Origin of the sequence: Pseudoflavonifractor phocaeensis (genome assembly GCF_016901735.1) — a bacterium.
GTDB lineage: Bacteria > Bacillota > Clostridia > Oscillospirales > Oscillospiraceae > Pseudoflavonifractor_A.
On record NZ_JACLZC010000018.1, the window covers coordinates 1 to 16,105 of the forward strand.

The 16,105-nt window shown below is 65.6% G+C and carries 16 protein-coding genes; 9 read left to right on the forward strand and 7 right to left on the reverse strand.

Annotated elements, in window-relative coordinates; all coding sequences use genetic code 11:
- From mutL to miaB, 5 genes are all read right to left on the reverse strand, one after another.
- Positions 1-1,229: DNA mismatch repair endonuclease MutL (gene mutL / locus H7U37_RS05645; RefSeq protein WP_338049787.1), on the reverse strand; the 1,229-nt coding region annotated here is incomplete at its 3' end.
- A gap of 92 nt (positions 1,230-1,321) precedes the next feature.
- Positions 1,322-2,020 (reverse strand): CPBP family intramembrane glutamic endopeptidase, encoded by a 699-nt coding sequence (locus H7U37_RS05650; protein ID WP_243414252.1) that lies wholly within the window; start codon positions 2,018-2,020, stop codon positions 1,322-1,324.
- A gap of 34 nt (positions 2,021-2,054) precedes the next feature.
- A complete protein-coding gene (gene mutS, locus H7U37_RS05655) occupies positions 2,055-4,649 on the reverse strand; it encodes a DNA mismatch repair protein MutS (protein WP_204874305.1) in 2,595 nt (864 codons plus the stop codon).
- Complete coding sequence (locus H7U37_RS05660) at positions 4,625-5,161, reverse strand: transposase (protein ID WP_204874306.1); 537 nt, start codon at positions 5,159-5,161, stop codon at positions 4,625-4,627. Before H7U37_RS05660 ends, mutS begins: the two co-directional genes overlap by 25 nt.
- A 55-nt stretch (positions 5,162-5,216) precedes the next feature.
- Entirely contained in the window at positions 5,217-6,623 is a 1,407-nt protein-coding gene (gene miaB, locus H7U37_RS05665) for a tRNA (N6-isopentenyl adenosine(37)-C2)-methylthiotransferase MiaB (protein ID WP_243414253.1), read from the reverse strand.
- 177 nt (positions 6,624-6,800) lie between these two features.
- Here miaB and H7U37_RS05670 point away from each other — a divergent pair, with 177 nt between their 5' ends.
- Genes H7U37_RS05670 through H7U37_RS05695 form a run of 6 tightly spaced genes read left to right on the forward strand, consistent with a single transcriptional unit; the run spans position 6,801 to position 12,302 of the window.
- Complete coding sequence (locus tag H7U37_RS05670) at positions 6,801-7,868, forward strand: alanine racemase (RefSeq protein ID WP_204874307.1); 1,068 nt, start codon at positions 6,801-6,803, stop codon at positions 7,866-7,868.
- A gap of 21 nt (positions 7,869-7,889) precedes the next feature.
- Positions 7,890-8,330: a D-aminoacyl-tRNA deacylase gene (dtd, locus tag H7U37_RS05675; RefSeq protein WP_204874308.1), complete on the forward strand. Its 441-nt coding sequence runs from the start codon at positions 7,890-7,892 to the stop codon at positions 8,328-8,330.
- Between the two features lie 36 nt (positions 8,331-8,366).
- On the forward strand, positions 8,367-8,972 hold the full coding sequence (locus H7U37_RS05680) for an MBL fold metallo-hydrolase (RefSeq protein ID WP_204874309.1): 606 nt from the start codon (positions 8,367-8,369) through the stop codon (positions 8,970-8,972).
- A 19-nt stretch (positions 8,973-8,991) separates the two neighbouring features.
- Entirely contained in the window at positions 8,992-10,485 is a 1,494-nt protein-coding gene (gene hemZ / locus H7U37_RS05685; RefSeq protein WP_204874310.1) for a coproporphyrinogen dehydrogenase HemZ, read from the forward strand.
- A 6-nt stretch (positions 10,486-10,491) separates the two neighbouring features.
- A complete protein-coding gene (locus H7U37_RS05690) occupies positions 10,492-11,439 on the forward strand; it encodes a uridine kinase family protein (RefSeq protein WP_204874312.1) in 948 nt (315 codons plus the stop codon).
- A gap of 35 nt (positions 11,440-11,474) precedes the next feature.
- Positions 11,475-12,302 (forward strand): Mrp/NBP35 family ATP-binding protein, encoded by an 828-nt coding sequence (locus H7U37_RS05695; protein WP_204874314.1) that lies wholly within the window; start codon positions 11,475-11,477, stop codon positions 12,300-12,302.
- Between the two features lie 41 nt (positions 12,303-12,343).
- Here H7U37_RS05695 and H7U37_RS05700 read toward each other — a convergent pair whose 3' ends face one another.
- Together H7U37_RS05700 and H7U37_RS05705 are read right to left on the reverse strand one after the other, a co-directional pair.
- On the reverse strand, positions 12,344-13,798 hold the full coding sequence (locus H7U37_RS05700; protein ID WP_204874316.1) for a M20/M25/M40 family metallo-hydrolase: 1,455 nt from the start codon (positions 13,796-13,798) through the stop codon (positions 12,344-12,346).
- A gap of 57 nt (positions 13,799-13,855) precedes the next feature.
- Positions 13,856-14,398, reverse strand: coding sequence for a sporulation protein (locus H7U37_RS05705; protein ID WP_204874317.1), 543 nt, complete (start codon positions 14,396-14,398; stop codon positions 13,856-13,858).
- A 132-nt stretch (positions 14,399-14,530) separates the two neighbouring features.
- Between H7U37_RS05705 and H7U37_RS05710 the strand changes: the two genes are divergently transcribed.
- From H7U37_RS05710 to H7U37_RS05720, 3 genes are read left to right on the forward strand one after another with little or no spacing between them, the layout of a single operon-like run.
- A complete protein-coding gene (locus H7U37_RS05710) occupies positions 14,531-15,115 on the forward strand; it encodes a hydrolase (RefSeq protein WP_204874319.1) in 585 nt (194 codons plus the stop codon).
- A 56-nt stretch (positions 15,116-15,171) separates the two neighbouring features.
- Positions 15,172-15,501: a hypothetical protein gene (locus H7U37_RS05715; protein WP_204874321.1), complete on the forward strand. Its 330-nt coding sequence runs from the start codon at positions 15,172-15,174 to the stop codon at positions 15,499-15,501.
- 21 nt (positions 15,502-15,522) lie between these two features.
- Positions 15,523-16,023, forward strand: a complete 501-nt coding sequence (locus H7U37_RS05720; protein WP_204874323.1) for a shikimate kinase — start codon at positions 15,523-15,525, stop codon at positions 16,021-16,023.
- Positions 16,024-16,105 lie beyond the last annotated feature (82 nt).

Below are 16,105 nucleotides of genomic sequence, written 5' to 3' on the forward strand. Positions count from 1 at the left end.
GGCGCGGGACGCTCCGCCGTCCGGGGGGCGGGGGAGACGGTCCGCACCTGGGGCTGGGCAATGGGCGGCGCGGCGGAGACGGCGGCGGAACGGGTCCAGTCCGACAGCATCACGCCGCCGGCCAGGGACCGGTACTCTCCGGCGGTCATATGGACCTGTCCTCCGGCGGAAAGGCGGGTCTGGTTGGGGGTGACGGTATCCTTGGGTGCGGGCTTGGGGAGCACTGCGGCGGGGCGTTTTGTGTCCCCTTCCAGGGCGGAGCGGACGGCGTAATAGACCGCCTCAAAGACCCGGCGCTCGTTGGTGAACTTCACCTCCTGCTTGGTGGGGTGGACGTTCACGTCCACCGACCCCAGCCGGGCGGTGAGATGGAGGACGCAGCCGGGGAATTTCCCCACCATCTTCTGGTTGGCGTAAGCCTCCTCCAAAGCGGCCATCATGGTGCGGCTTTTCACATAGCGGCCGTTGACAAAAAAATGCTGATAGCCTCGGGTCCCCCGGCAGCAGGCGGGCCGGGAGACGAAGCCCGCCACCTCCATCTCCTCGCCGGAGCCCTTCACCTCCGTCATGCCCAGGGCCATCTCCCGGCCCAGCACGGCGTACAGGGCGCTTTGCAGCTGGCCGTCGCCGGGGGTGAGCAGCTCCTGCTTGCCGTCCCGCAGGAATTTGACGCTCACCTCCGGATGGGAGAGGGCCTGGCGCTGCACCACGGCAAAGACCGCCGCCCCCTCGGCGCTGTCCTTTTTCATGAACTTGAGGCGGGCAGGGGTGTTGTAAAAGAGGTCCCGCACCACCATGGTGGTCCCCCGGGGGCACCCGGCCTCCTCCTGGCTGAGCAGGACGCCTCCCTCCAGCTCCAGAGAGACGCCCACCTGCGCCTCCTCGGCGCGGGAGAGGAGGTCCACCCGGGACACCGCCGCGATGGCGGCCAGGGCCTCCCCTCGAAAGCCCAGGGTGCCGATGGCCTCCAAATCGTACTCGGTGCGGATCTTGCTGGTGGCGTGGCGGAGGAAGGCGGTCTGGGCCTCACCGGCGGCGATGCCGCAGCCGTTGTCCGTCACCCGGATGAGGCTCATCCCCCCGTGCTGGATCTCTACCGTCACGGTATCCGCCCCGGCGTCGATGGCGTTTTCCATCAGCTCCTTCACCACCGAGGCGGGACGTTCCACCACCTCGCCGGCGGCGATGAGGTCGGCCACATGGGCGTCCAGTTGTTGGATATGAGGCACAGCAATCACCCACTTTCGGAGATAAGAGATAGAGAAACACTCTATCATTGAAAGCGCCATGCGTAGGGGCGGCCCTTGTGGCCGCCCGCCCGTCATAAGGCAAGGGATGTATAGAGCGTAACGCCGTTGAGGGCCATATGGAGGAGCACGGCGCTCCAGATGGATTGTCCGCGCTCATAGCACCAGCACAGGGCCGCCGACATGGGCAGATACTCCAGCGCCAGCAGCAGATACCGCCAGTCTATCACGCCGTAGGCGTAGACGAACTGCCACACACAGTAGACGGCATAGACGGGGACGGCCAGTCCATAGGCAAGGCCCCGGCTGTACCGCCGCAGATTGCCAAAAATCAGCCCGCGAAAGAGGATCTCCTCCACCACCGGCATGAGCAATACCAAAATCACCGCCGTGGCCGCCGGGGACAGGGCGAACTGCTCGGGATAGCTCATGGTATTGGGATTTTGCACCGGCAGGGGGATGAGACCCACCAGAAACCGAAGGGCCGCCGCGGCCGCCAGTCCCACCGCCGCCGCCAGAAGATTTTCCGCCAGCCGGTCCAAAAGCCGGTCGAAACTCTGTCGCAGAAAGGTCCAGAGCAGGAGAAACAGCAGCGCGGCGCACAGAAGATAGTAGAGCACGTTGGTCTCGGCCACCGGCAGCTCGCTGCCGGTCAGCTGTTGGACCGCCCCCATCACCCCGGGAAAGACGGTGAGATAGAGGGCAAAAAACACCCAGCCCCGGAACAGCTCTCCCCGGGTGAATTGGGCGGGCCAGGGGTGACGCGGGTACATGGGGAAGCCTCCTTTTTCGGTCCGTGTGTACGGATTACACCAGTTGTTTGAGCTCGTAGAGGAGATTCATGGCCTCGATGGGGGTCAGGGTGTTCACATCCACCGCCCGCAGCCGCTGGGCCACCTGGGCGGACCCCAGATCCCCCATAGAGACCTGCTCCTCCTCCGGCGGCCGGCGCAGCTCCGGCAGGGCCCGTTCCCCCTCCAGTTCGTCCAGAATTTCTCTGGCCCGGCGGATCACCCGGTCGGGCACCCCGGCCAGCTTGGCCACCTCGATGCCGTAGCTCTGGTCGGCGCCGCCCCGGACAATACGCCGCAGGAAAATAATGTCGTCCTTCCGTTTTTTGGCGGCGATGTTATAGTTTTTGACCCCCGGAATTTGGCCCTCCAGCACGGTCAGCTCGTGATAGTGGGTGGCGAAGAGGGTCTTGCAGCCCAGGCGCTTTTTGTCGGCGCACTGCTCCAGCACCGCCCGGGCGATGGCCATACCGTCATAGGTGGAGGTGCCCCGCCCGATCTCGTCCAGGATGAGGAGAGAACGGCCGGTGGCGTTTTTCAGAAGCTCGGCCACCTCGGTCATCTCCACCATGAAGGTGGAGGCCCCGGCGCTCAGGTCGTCGCTGGCACCGATGCGGGTAAAGACCCGGTCCACGATGCCGATGCGGGCCGAGCGGGCGGGCACAAAGGACCCCATCTGGGCCATGAGGACGATGAGGGCCACCTGACGCATGTAGGTGGACTTGCCCGCCATATTGGGGCCGGTGATGATGGCCACCGTGTTTTCCTTCCGGTCCAGGTGGGCGTCGTTGGGGACAAAGGGAGCGCCGCCCAGCATCTTTTCCACCACCGGATGGAAGCCCTCGGTAATGTCGATGTGGTCCGACAGGTCCACCTCCGGCCGGCAGTAGCCCCGCTCGGCGGCCACCGCGGCAAAGGAGACCAGCACGTCCAGCTGGGCCACCGCGGCGGCGGAGCGCTGAATCTCCCCCACCTTGGCGGCGGAGCGCTGGCGCAGGTCGCAGAAGAGGTCGAACTCCAGGGCGGTGAGCTGGTCCTGGGCGGTGAGGATGGTATGCTCCATGTCCTTGAGCTCCTGGGTGATGAAGCGCTCGCAGTTGACCAGGGTCTGCTTGCGGATATAGTCCTGGGGCACCTGGTCGTAGTAGGATTTGGAGACCTCGATATAATAGCCGAACACCTTGTTATAGCCCACCTTCAGGCTCTTGATGCCGGTCTTTTCCTTTTCCCTGGCCTCGATGGCGGCTACCATACCCTTGCCGTTGGCCTGGATGTCCCGCAGGCGGTCCACCTCCGGGTCGTAGCCCGCCCGGATGAAGCCGCCCTCCCGCACGGAGAAGGGGGGCTCGTCCACAATGGCCCGGCCGATGAGGGCCCGCAGCTCCCCCAGGTCGTCCAGTTCCTCCCGCAGGGACTGGAGCAGGGGGGCGTCCAGGTCTTCCAGCAGGGCCCGCAGGTCGGGGAGCCGTCCCAGCCCGGCGGCCAGGGCCGCCAGATCCCGCCCGCCGGCGGTGCCGTAGACGATGCGGCCGATGGTGCGCTCCAGGTCGGTGATCTCCCGCAGGCAGAGGATCAGCTCCTCCCGGGCGATGGGGGCCCGCACCAGCGCCTCCACCGCCCCCAGGCGGCGGGTGATGGCGGCGGGGGAGAGGAGAGGGCGCTCCACCCAGGCCCGGATGAGCCGCCGCCCCATGGCGGTTTTGGTCTTGTCCAGCACCCACAGCAGCGACCCCTTTTTCTCCTTACTACGCAGGGTCTCGGTCAGCTCCAAATTGCGCCGGGCGGTGAGGTCCAGCTCCATATACTGGCCGCCGGCGGCGTAGCGCAGGGTGGCGATGTGGCTCAGGTCGGTCTTTTGGGTCTCGTACAGGTAGGAGAGCAGCGCTCCCGCCGCCCGGACGGGGCGCTCGTCCCCCGGCGGCAGACAGTCCAGTCCATCGGGGAATTGCCGCTCCACCGTCTGCCAGGTCCCGGCGGCGTCAAAGCGCGCCTCGTCCCCCAGCTCACAGCGGCACTCCAGCTTTTTTTCCAAAAAATCCCGCAGCCCCTGGTCCTCCCACAGGACCTGAGACAGCAGGGCCTCCCGGGGGGAAAACCGCCCCAGCTCGTTGCGCAGGTGCTCCTCCAGGCCCGCCCCGGCGTAGGAGGAGGTCCACAGCTCGCCGGTGGACAGGTCGCAGAAGGCCAGGCCCACCCCGGCCTCCTCTCCGAAGAGGGCGCAGAGGAAGTTGTTCCGCCCCTCGTCCAGCATGGTGGAGGAGATGACGGTGCCGGGGGTGACGATGCGGATGATGTCCCGGTCCACCAGGCCCTTGGCGGCGGCGGGGTCCTCCATCTGCTCGCAGATGGCGATTTTGTACCCCTTGGCGATGAGCCGGGCGATGTAGGCGTCGGCACTGTGGTAGGGCACGCCGCACATGGGGGTCCGCTGGTCCTTGGGCTTGTTCCGGTCCCGGGTGGTAAGGGTCAGGTCCAGCTCCTGGGACACCTTCTTGGCGTCGTCGTTGAACATCTCATAAAAATCACCCAACCGGAAAAAGAGAATGCAGTCCGGGTGCAGCTCTTTCATCTTCTGATATTGTCGCATCATGGGGGTGACTTCCGCCGGCATAGTCCTTGCTCCTTTTTGTGTTCTGAATAATAACAGTCCAACTCCCACTTTTGTGGATTGGTATCAATATAGTGCCAAATGCGGAGAAAATCCGCCTTATCCCGGACAATGTGGTCATAATATCCCCGCTGCCAGAGTCCCGCGGCATGTAATCCACGCTCTGCCGCCAGATAAACCGTCCGGGATTTGAGCCGTCCGATCACCGCGCCAACCGTAGGGGCGGCCCTTGTGGCCGCCCGCTCTATCGTCAATAACAGGTGCACATGATTGGGCATGATTACTTGATGCTCTATCCGGATTCCTTCCTGTCGGAACAGCTCTTCCAGCGCCTGGGCCGTGCATTCTCCCAGAGGCGTGAGATGTACCGGCGGGCGACCATAAAGGTCGCCCCTACGAATGTCAGCAAGGACGCGGCACATTCCGGACGTGCAAAAGGTAATGAAATACGTACCGTTTTCACGGTAATCCCACCCGCTGAGCCGGGGATTTTTTCGCGTGGGTCTGTCCTCCATCTCACCAGCTCCTCTGCTTCCGCAGCGCCGCAGTCATGGCGTCCTGTCCGTCCAATCAGACCGCTTCGCCGGATAGGGACCACTTGTTGGCCCCGGTGATGCGGATGTCCGCGAACCGGCCGATCAGGTCCTCGGCGCCGTTGGTGAGGCGCACCAGACGGTTGCCGCCGGTGCGGGCGGTGAGGCCCTTTTCGTCCTTGCCGTCCACCAGGCAGCGCACCGTCTTGCCGATATAGGCCCTGTGCTTGGCCTCGGAAATCTCGTCCTGCCGGGCCACCAGCCGCTGGAACCAGGCGAGCTTTTCCTCCCGGGAGACGGGGTCCTCCATGGACGCCGCCGGAGTGCCCACCCGGGGGGAGTAGATGAAGGTGAAGAGGGCGTCAAAGCCCACCTCGTCGATGAGGGTCATGGTCTCCTCGAACTCTTCGGCGGTCTCGCCGGGGAAGCCCACGATCACGTCGGAGGTGATGACCACGTCGGGGATGGCGGCCCGCAGGCGGCGGACCTTGTCCAGATAGCCCGCCCGGCCATAGACCCGGTTCATGGCCTTCAAAACCCGGTCGCTTCCCGCCTGGAAGGGGAGATGGAAGCAGGGGGCGATTTTCTCCGAGGACGCCATGGTGTCAAAGAGCTTCTGGGAGGCGTCCTTGGGGTGGCTGGTCATGAAGCGGAGGAGGAACTCTCCCGGGATGTCCGCCGCCGCCTTCAGGAGGTCGGCAAAATCCATGCCGCAGTCCAGGTCCTTGCCCCAGGAGTTGACGTTCTGTCCCAAGAGGGTGATGTCCTTATAACCCTCGGCCGCCAGACCGGCGATCTCCTCCAAAATGACCTCCGGCTTGCGGCTCCGCTCCCGGCCCCGGACGTAAGGTACGATGCAGTAGGAGCAGAAGTTGTTGCAGCCGTACATGATGGACACCCAGGCCTTGACGCTGCCCTGGCGCACCACGGGAATGCCCTCGGCGATGGAGCCGGGGTCGTCGGCAAACTCAAAGACCCGCTTTCCGGCGGCCTTGAAGCGCCACAAAAGCTCGGGGAAGCGCCACAGGGCGTGGGGCCCGAAGAGCAGGTCTACCTGATGATAGGATTCCTTCACCTTTTTGGCCACATGGGGCTCCTGGGCCATGCAGCCGCACAGGCAGATGATCTGATTGGGGTTTTTGCGCTTGGTGTGGACCAGCGCCCCCACGTTGCCCAGCACCCGCTGCTCGGCGTGCTCCCGGATGGCGCAGGTATTGACCAGCACCAGGTCGGCCTGGTGTTCGTCGTCGGTAAAGCCGTAGCCCATCTGAGAGAGGTAGCCCCGCAGGCGCTCCGAGTCGGCCTCGTTCTGCTGGCAGCCGTAGGTATCCACCATGGCCAGGGGGGTATGGTCCAGCGCAGCGTTCATGGCGTGGATTTTCTGGCAGTAATCCATTTGAACCCCGATCTCCTCGGGGGAAATACGTCTTGTCTCGCGCTTCAAATCGGTTCCTCCGTTATCAAAAGCTTATCTAGGTATCATATCACTTTCCGGAGGAAAAGACAAGGCTCCCCTCCCGCTTTTCCCCCCTTCCCGGTCCGTTTTGATTGACGGTTGGCAGGGATGCGTATATAATAGAGGGTACTTATCCGCTTTTGGCAGGCAGAGGAGGGGTGGTCCGTGCGGACGCTGGTGCTGGAAAAAAAAGCTTTGACACAAAATCTGGATGTGGTACGCCAGCGGGCGGGCTCCGCCCGGATCTGGGCCAACCTCTCGGGGGACGCCGCCGGCGCGGGCACGGTGGCCATGGCCCGCTTCCTCCGGGGGCAGGGGGTGGGCAGCTTCACGGTGTCGGAGCCGGAGGAGGCCCGGGCCCTGCGCAAGGCGGGCTTTGTGGATGAGGACATCCTCATGCTCCGCTCGGTGACCCACCGGGAGACCCTGGACCTGCTGCTGGACCTGAACGTCATCTGCACGGTGGGCTCCCTGGACGCGGGCCTGGCGCTGAACACGGCGGCGGAGGCCCGTTCCACCGTGGCCGAGGCCCACGTACAGGTGGACAGCGGCCTGGGCTTCGGCGGCTTTTTGGCCGGGGAGCCGGAAAAGCTGCTGGCAGTCTACCGCAATCTGTCCAACGTGGCCTTTTCGGGCATTTATACCCAGGTCCACGGGGTCCGGCCCGACGGACGGGACGCCGCCGGACAGCTGGAGGCCTTCCGGCAGATGGTCCGGGCGGTGGTAGACGGGGGCTACGAGACCGGGGAGGTCTATGTGGGCGGCTCCTTCGCCCTGCTCCACTGCCCGCTGGAGGGCATGGACGCGGTGCGGGCCGGGTCGGTGCTGCTGGGCCGCTGCCGCCGGACCCGAGGGGACGGCCTGGTCCGGGTGGGCTACGGAGAGGTCCCCATCCAGGAGGTCCGCTGGTTCCCCAAGGGGCGGACAGTGGGCTGTGAGACCCTGGTGACCCTGCGGCGCAACACCCGCCTTGCGGTGCTGCCGGTGGGGTATCAGAACGGCCTGGGCCTCTCCCGCAGCCGGGACCCGGGTCTGTGGGCCGCCATCCGCCGCTGGTGGCGGAGCCGCCGGGTGACGGTGCTGGTGGGAGACCACAAGGCCAGGGTGGTGGGGCCCATCGGCGCTTCCGAGACCCTGGTGGACGTGACCGACCTGAAATGCGCCCCGGGCGACCCGGTGCGCTTTGATTTGGACCCCATGTTTGCCAAGGGCTTTTCCATCGAATTTTTATAAAAGACAAGGAGTTTTACCAATATGCGTGCGGTTGTTACCCGGGTAAAGAACGCCTCGGTGGTCATTGACGGCAAGGTCAACGGCGCCATCGACCAGGGCCTGCTGGTGCTGCTGGGGGTGGGCCCCGACGATACCGAGGCCCAGGCGGAGAAAATGGCGGACAAAGTGTGCGGGCTGCGTATTTTTGAGGACGAAAACGAGAAAATGAATTTGAACCTGGCGGCGGTGGGGGGGAGCCTCCTGGTGGTATCTCAATTCACCCTGTACGCCGACACCCGCAGCCGCCGGCCCGGCTTTTCCGGGGCCGCCGCCCCGGCGGTGGCCATCCCCCTCTATGAGAAATTCATGGCCGAATGCGCCGGCCGGGGCTTCCGGGTGGAGCACGGGGAATTCGGCGCCGATATGCAGGTCTTTTCCCAGAACGACGGGCCGGTCACCATCCTGCTGGAGGTGGCCCCCTGACGGCCCGGGCTTTTATACTGAACGAGGTGATTTCCCATGAAGATCAAAATGATGCAGGTGGGGCCCATCGGCACCAACTGCTATTTGGTGGAGAACGAGCTGTCCCACACCGCCGTGGTGGTGGACCCGGGCGGAGAAGGGGAGCGCATCCTGTCCGCCGCCAGGACCGACGGGGTGACCATCCAGGCCATCCTCCTCACCCACGCCCACTATGACCACACCGGCGGCGTCCAGGCCCTGCGGGCCGCCCTGCCCGGCCTACCGGTGTACCTCCATCCGGAGGACGCCGCTCTCCTGGGCACGCCGGTCTTTCCCGACGTGGGTCCCGTCACCCCCTGCACCGACGGGATGGACCTGCAAGCGGCCGGCCTCACCTTCCACGTCCTCCACACCCCCGGCCACACCCCCGGCTCGGTGACCTTCCAGGTAGAGGATGTGCTCCTCACCGGCGACACCCTCTTCCAGGGCTCCATGGGGCGCACCGACCTGCCCGGCGGCAGCTATACCCAGATCATGGCCTCCCTGGCCAAACTGGGCCGGCTGCCCGGCAACCTCCACGTGCTGCCCGGCCATATGGACCTGTCCACCCTGGACCGGGAGCGGGCGTCCAACTACTATATGAAGGAGGCGCTGGACGGCTGAGCCTGTCCCCTTGCCTGTTATGAACCTCTATTTTCACGGTCACGACTATAAATACGCCGCCGAACAGATGCTTTTGACCCTCTTCCCCCAGGAAAGGCCGGTCTATCCCGACCATCCCCCGGCGGCGGGGGCGGACCGTCTGGTCCTCACCCTGGAGGAAGGGGACAACGGGCGTCTCACCGCCCGGGCCGACCTCCTCTTTCAGGGGCGGCGGGCCGCGGGGGAGGACACGGGCTGCTGGACCGGCGGCGCGCTGGAGCGGGACCGGACGGCGCAGCGGGTGCTGAAAATGGCCTTTTACCGGGCGGGCACCCGGCTCTTGGGCAGGGAGCCCCCCTGGGGGGCGCTGACCGGAGTGCGCCCCGTGAAGATCCCCACCCGGGCCATGGCCGCCGGCGCGTCCCGGGGGGAGACCCGGCGCCGTCTGGTGGAGGACTACCGGGTGTCCCCCGGCCGGGCGGAGCTGGCCATGGACTGCGCCGACGCCAGTCTGAAAGCCGCCGCCTCCCTGAAGCCCGACGAGCTCTCCCTCTATATCGGCATTCCCTTTTGTCCCACCCGCTGCGCCTACTGCTCCTTTGTGTCGGCAGACGTGAGCCGCACCCTCAGGCTGCTGCCCCCCTTTGTGGACCTGCTGCTGGAGGAGGTGGACATGGCCGCCGCCATGCTCAAAGCGCAGGGCTTTTTCATCCGCACCGTCTACATCGGCGGCGGCACCCCCACCACCCTGAGCGCGCCCCAGCTGGACGCCCTGCTGGCCCGGGTGCGGGAAAGATGCGACCTGTCCCGCTGTACCGAGTTCACCGTGGAGGCCGGACGGCCCGACACCATCACCGCCGAAAAGCTGGCCGTTCTCCGCCGCTGGGGGGTGGACCGGGTGTCGGTCAACCCCCAGACCATGGAGGACCACGTGCTTTCCGCCATGGGCCGGGCCCACACCGCCGATGACATCCGGCGGGCCTTTGCCCTGGTGCGGGAGGCGGGCTTCCCCTGCGTCAATATGGACCTGATCGCCGGACTGCCCCAGGACACCGTGGCGGGCTTTTGTGCCTCCCTGGACGAGGTGCTGTCCTTCGGGCCGGAAAACATCACCGTCCACACCCTGGCCCTGAAAAAGGGTTCCCGTCTGCTGGGAGACGGCTCCGGCCCCGCGCCGGCCCTGCCGCCGGCGGAGGCGGTGGACGAGATGCTCTCCTACGCCTGGCGGTCGCTGCGGGCGGCGGGACAGCGGCCCTATTACCTCTACCGTCAGAAATACATGTCCGGCTCCTTTGAAAACGTGGGCTGGAGCGTCCCCGGCTGGGAAAACCTCTACAACATCTGCATGATGGAGGAGCTTCACACCATCCTCTCTCTGGGCGGCGGCGGCATCACCAAGCTCATCGACCCCGTCACCGGCCACATTCAGCGCCTTTCCAACCCCAAATACCCCCATGAATACCTGCAAAGCCGGGAAAAACTGCGGTCCATCAAGGCGCAGACCGCCGCCTTCCTGGCAGCTGGAAAGGAGTGACCCCTTTTGCCCTATCAGCTCCGCGAAATCACCCAGGCCCTGGCCGCCGATCCGGCGGATTTTATGGCCCAGTGCGACCAGCAGTACCAGCAGCGGGTGCGCAAGGCCGCCGAAACCATCCTCAAGCGCATGAAGGAAAGCCCCATCGTCCTCCTGTCCGGCCCCTCCGGGTCGGGCAAGACCACCACCGCCCTCAAGCTGGAGGAGGAGCTGGAGCGCCGGGGGGTGTCCACCCACACCATCTCCCTGGACAACTACTTCAAGACCATGGACCGGTCCACCGCCCCCAGAACCCCGGAGGGGGACATCGACCTGGAGTCCCCCCAGCTGCTGGATATGGACCTACTGGACGAGACCTTCACCAAACTCACCCGGGGGGAGGAGGTCATCATCCCCAAATTTGAGTTTTCCCGGCAGATGCGCAACGACGCCCGGGGCCGGCCTCTCTCCCTGGGACCCAACGAGATCGCCATTTTCGAGGGCATCCACGCCCTCAATGACGACATCGCCGGCCGGCATCCCGAGGCTACCACCCTCTATATCTCCGCCCGGGCCAATATCCTGGACGGGGAGGCCCTGCGCTTCAAGGGCACCTGGATGCGCATTACCCGCCGGACCGTCCGGGATCTGAACTTCCGGGGGACCGACATGACCACCACCCTCTCCATGTGGCACAACGTCCGCCGGGGCGAAAAGCGCTACATCTCCCCCTTCAAAAACCGGGCCCATATCATCATCGATTCCTCCCTGCGCTATGAGGTCCCCCTCTTCGCCAACTACGCCTTCGCGCTGGAGGCGGCGCTGAAGGATCTGGACCCCCGCAACCCCCGCTGGAAGGAGCTCCATGAGATGGTGGCGTCCTTCCGCTATTTCCCCACCGTGGACCCTGCTCTTGTCCCCGCCAGTTCCCTGATCCGGGAGTTCATCGGCGGCGGGAGCTATCATTATTCCTGAGCGTCCAAGTCAAACCATGAAAGAAGGCACGAACTATGTCTGAATGCACCCACGATTGTTCCTCTTGCGGCGAGAGCTGTTCTGAGCGCACCGAGGCCCAGAGCTTTGAGGCCCCCGCCAATCCCCTCTCCCACGTCGGCAAGGTCATCGCCGTAGTCAGCGGCAAGGGCGGCGTCGGCAAGAGCCTGGTCACCTCCTCTCTGGCGGTGGCCATGCAGCAGCGGGGCAAACAGGTCGGCATCCTGGACGCCGACATCACCGGCCCCTCCATCCCCAAGGCCTTTGGCCTCCACCAGCGGGCCACCGCCGACGACAACGGCATTTATCCCGTCATCTCCCAGAGCGGCATCAAGGTCATGAGCCTCAACCTCCTCATGGAGAACGAGAGCGACCCGGTGGTGTGGCGCGGTCCGGTCATCGCCGGCGCCGTCAAGCAGTTCTGGACCGATGTGGTCTGGGGCGATCTGGACTATCTCTTTGTGGATATGCCGCCCGGAACGGGCGACGTGCCCCTGACTGTGTTCCAGTCCCTGCCGGTGGACGGCATCATCGTGGTGACCTCCCCCCAGGACCTGGTGCGCATGATCGTGGGCAAGGCCCTGCGCATGGCCGAGCTGATGAACATTCCCATCCTGGGTCTGGTGGAGAATTACAGCTACTACCAGTGCGAAAACTGCGGCAAGCGCCACGCCATTTTCGGCGAGAGCCACATCAACACCGTGGCCTCCAACCACGGCCTGAAGGTGCTGGCCCGGCTGCCGGTGGACCCCAAGGTGGCCGCCTCCTGCGACAAGGGCTCCATTGAGCGTTTGGAGACCAACTACCTGACGGATGTGGCCCGTCAGCTGGACGAAATGAACTGACAGAAGAAATCCCCGTCCGTTGGGACGGGGATTTCTCTTGCTCAAATACCCCCCACCGTCTCCGCCAGCAGGGCGGCGTAGCGGGGGAGGGTGTCCAGTCTGGCCCGCTCGTCCACCGAGTGGGCGTCCAGGATGTCGGGTCCGGTGCTGACCAGGTGCATGGCCGGGTTTTTGGCCCCCAGTACCGACGGCTCCAGCCCCACATGGACGGCGGACACCTCCATCTCCCGTCCCTCCACCCGGCGGAAGGCGGCGCACACCCGCCCCACCAGCGGGTCCTCCGGACTGCCCGGCCAGCCGGGATAGCGGGAGAGGGCCGAGAGGGTAAAGCCGTGGCGTCGGGCGTTTTCATCGTGGGCGGCGGCCAGGCGGTCCTCCTCCCGCTGGTCGGCGCAGCGCAGGAAGGCCATGACCCCCAGCGTTTTTCCCTCCCGCTCCACCTTGCCCAGATTGGCCGACGCGCCGGGCACGGCGGGGAAGCGGGGGTGCATGGCGCAGACCCCGTTGAAGAGGGTGGCCAGAAAGTCCAGCGCGTCCCGGGCGCAGTCCGCCGTCCAGACCTTGCGGGGCAGGGGGACCGCCCGGAGGGGAAAGCGCAGATGGGGGTCGGTCTCCCGGTGGGCCTCACCGGCCGCGGCGGCAAAGTCCGCCCAGCGCCGGCGGAACCAATCCGCCCGGCCGTCAGGCAGCACCACCACCGCCTCCGCCCGGCCGGGGATGGCGTTGTGGGCCGTCCCGCCGGAGAATTCCGCCACGGCGCACCCGGCGTCCCGCAGAAAGCCGGCCAGCGCCTGGATGGCGTTGATCCGTCCCCGGTGGATGTCGTCGCCGGAGTGGCCCCCGGTCCCGCCGGAGATCTCTACCGCCAGGGCGGTCCCGGCGGGGCAGTCCGTCTCTTCCATGGTCCGGCGGTAGCTCTCCCGCCGGCCGCCGGCAGAACCGGCAATGGCCCGTCCGTAGTGGAAGCCGTCGGTGTTCAGAAGGCCCCATGCGCCCTCCAGCCAGCGGGGCGGCACCTGAGCCGCTCCCACCAGCCCCACCTCCTCCGCCGTGGTGAAGAGGAGGCGGAGAGGCCCGTGGGGCACTCCCTTTTGGAGAAGCCACAGCACCGCCGCATTGCCCAGATGGTTGTCCGCCCCCAGGGAGGACCGGCCGTCGGTACGCACAAAGCCGTCCCTTACCCGGATGACCGGGGCGTCGGTCAGCCTGTCAAAGCCGCTCCCCGGCCGGACGGCGCATACCATGTCCATATGCCCCTGCAATACCAGCAGGGGACGGTCCTCCCGGCCGGGCGTGGGGGGGACGGAGACGAGCAGGTTGCCCGCTCCGTCCCGCTCCGCCGGTCCGATTCCCAGGGCCTCCAAAAAAGCCTCCAGCGCTTTACCCGCCGCTTCCTCGTGGCCCGACGGCCGGGGACAGCGGGAAATCTGCCGGAAAATCTCCAAAATTTCCTCCGTGATCTGTTGGGCCCCGCCCAGCGCTTCCACCGCGTCCATGCTCCCATCCCTCCGTTTTTTCTCTATCTTATCCCTCTTTTTCTCCCTTGGCAAGACTTACGGTCCAATCACCGCCCACAGGCCCAGCAACGCCAGCAGTCCGCCGCCCAGGGGCGCCAGCCACCGCCCGCCCAGCCGCAGGCCCGCCGTCCGGCCCAGAGCCAGCGCACCCAGGGTCACGGCAAAGTTGCATCCCATTCCCCACAGCACATCCACGCCCATGGCGCCCGCCGCCGCGCCGGCCGCGGCGTTGTTCACCCCCAGCGCCGCCGCCAGGGCGCACCAGGCCCACCAGCTTTCCTCCATCGGCGCTTCCTCCGCGCCCGCGCCGCCCCGCAGGGCGTCCAGCACGCACCACAGACCCACCGCCAGCAGCGCCACGCCGCCCAGCCGTTCCGCCCGGCCCAGCTGCCACAGCGCCGCCGCCGTATGTCCCACCGCCAGCGACAGACCCGTCACCAGCGTCGTCAGCGCCGCCAGCGTCAGCGCCTGCCGCCGGCTGATCCGCTGCCCCCGGCTCCTGGCCACCGCCGCCAGCAGCACCGTATCCAAATTGCAAGCCAGCGTAAACGAGAGCGCCGGCCATATCGCATCAAACATGGTTCATTCCTCCCGGTCCATCTTATGAGCCCGGCGGAAGGTGGTGCCCTTCTTCCACTGGCCGGCGGCGGCCTTTGTGTGGTATACTGAAAAGCCGGAATGGACTTTTGCCCGAAAGGACGGTTTTGTTTTATGAGCGCCCGTGAGGAATTTATCGAGCTGTACACCACCCATATCCACCGGGACGGCAGCGCCGCCCTGCTGGACTACCTGACCAGCAGGAGCGACTTTTTTACCGCCCCCGCCTCCGCCCGGTTTCACGGCGCCTACGCCGGCGGCCTGTGCGACCACAGCGTCAACGTCTACCACTGTCTCACCGATTACCTCGCCCGGGAACGGGTCCAGGAGCTGTACGGCCTGGACTATCCCCCGGAGAGCGTGGCGGTGGTGTCCCTCCTCCATGACCTGTGCAAGATCGGCTGCTACAAAAGCGGCACCCGCAACGTGAAAAATGCTGAGGGCAAGTGGGAGGCGGTGCCCACCTTCCACTTTGAGGACCCCTTGCCCTATGGCCACGGGGAAAAGAGCGTCTACATCATCAGCGGCTTTATGCGCCTGACCCGGGAGGAGGCCATGGCCATCCGGTGGCACATGGGCTTTTCCGGCAGCGAGGACCCCCGGACCATCGGGCAGGCCCTGGAGCAGTATCCCCTGGCCTTTGCCCTGAGCGTGGCCGACATGGAGGCCACCTATTTTCTGGAGGGGGAGCGGGTCTGACGGCGTTGCCAGCCCTCCGCCGGTCTGGTATAATAGGGAGAAAAGGAGGGAGTCTCATGGATCTCATTACTTGCAGTGAGTGCGGCAAGCACTATGACTATGACAAGGACGAATTTTGTCCCAAATGCGGCGTATATAACCCCTCCAGCCAGCATAAGGCGTCCATGCGCGCCAGGCCCGCCTCTCGTCCGGCTGCCCGCCCGGCCGCCAACAGAGGGTATCCGTCTCCGTTCCGGCAGGAGACACGCTCCGCCCGGAGCGCCGGCCAGGGGTCTGAGGGGAAAAAGAAGGGGCTCACCCTGTCCCAGATCATCATTATTCTGGTGGCCATCTACTTCCTCATCAGCTTTCTGATCCCCCTCTCCCGCATGGCCTTCCTTTTCTGAACGAATGGAGGTTTTCCGCTTTTGAAAAACATTACGCTTATCGGTATGCCCGGCTCAGGCAAGAGCACCATCGGGGTGCTGCTGGCCAAGTCCCTGGGCTTCGGCTTTATCGACACCGACCTGGTCATCCAGCAGCAGCAGGGCGTCCTGCTCCAGCAGGTGCTGGACCGGGTGGGCACGGAGGCTTTTCTCGATCTGGAGGCCGACGCCATCGCCGGCGTGGTCTGTGACCGGTGCGTCATCGCGCCGGGCGGCAGCGTGGTCTGCCGGGAAAAGGGCATCCGGCATTTGAAGGACATCAGCACGGTGGTTTATCTGGACATCCCCTGCGGCGTGCTGGAGCAGCGCATCCAGAACATGGGCTCCCGTGGCATCGCCTTCCAGCCCGGCGAGACCCTGGCCGACGTGTACCGCTACCGCGCCCCTCTGTACCGGCGCTACGCCGACCTCATTGTGGACGGCGACCAGCGCTCCCTGGAAGCCTCCCTCTCCGCCGTGCTCCAGGCCCTCATCGGCGTATAAAAAACGCAGTCCCGGACGAAACATCACGTCCGGGACTGCTTCTTTTTTCTCATAAAGCAGCGCGTCCCTTTTCAGGGGGACG

Coding starts and splice junctions, on each gene's coding strand:
- H7U37_RS05680 (WP_204874309.1), top strand. CDS start 8,367: ATGAAGATCAAAATGATGCAGGTGGGGCCCATCGGCACCAACTGCTAT.
- H7U37_RS05660 (WP_204874306.1), bottom strand. CDS start 5,161: ATGGAGGACAGACCCACGCGAAAAAATCCCCGGCTCAGCGGGTGGGAT.
- H7U37_RS05710 (WP_204874319.1), top strand. CDS start 14,531: ATGAGCGCCCGTGAGGAATTTATCGAGCTGTACACCACCCATATCCAC.
- dtd (WP_204874308.1), top strand. CDS start 7,890: ATGCGTGCGGTTGTTACCCGGGTAAAGAACGCCTCGGTGGTCATTGAC.
- H7U37_RS05695 (WP_204874314.1), top strand. CDS start 11,475: ATGTCTGAATGCACCCACGATTGTTCCTCTTGCGGCGAGAGCTGTTCT.
- H7U37_RS05700 (WP_204874316.1), bottom strand. CDS start 13,798: ATGGACGCGGTGGAAGCGCTGGGCGGGGCCCAACAGATCACGGAGGAA.
- H7U37_RS05650 (WP_243414252.1), bottom strand. CDS start 2,020: ATGTACCCGCGTCACCCCTGGCCCGCCCAATTCACCCGGGGAGAGCTG.
- H7U37_RS05715 (WP_204874321.1), top strand. CDS start 15,172: ATGGATCTCATTACTTGCAGTGAGTGCGGCAAGCACTATGACTATGAC.
- mutS (WP_204874305.1), bottom strand. CDS start 4,649: ATGCCGGCGGAAGTCACCCCCATGATGCGACAATATCAGAAGATGAAA.
- hemZ (WP_204874310.1), top strand. CDS start 8,992: ATGAACCTCTATTTTCACGGTCACGACTATAAATACGCCGCCGAACAG.
- H7U37_RS05705 (WP_204874317.1), bottom strand. CDS start 14,398: ATGTTTGATGCGATATGGCCGGCGCTCTCGTTTACGCTGGCTTGCAAT.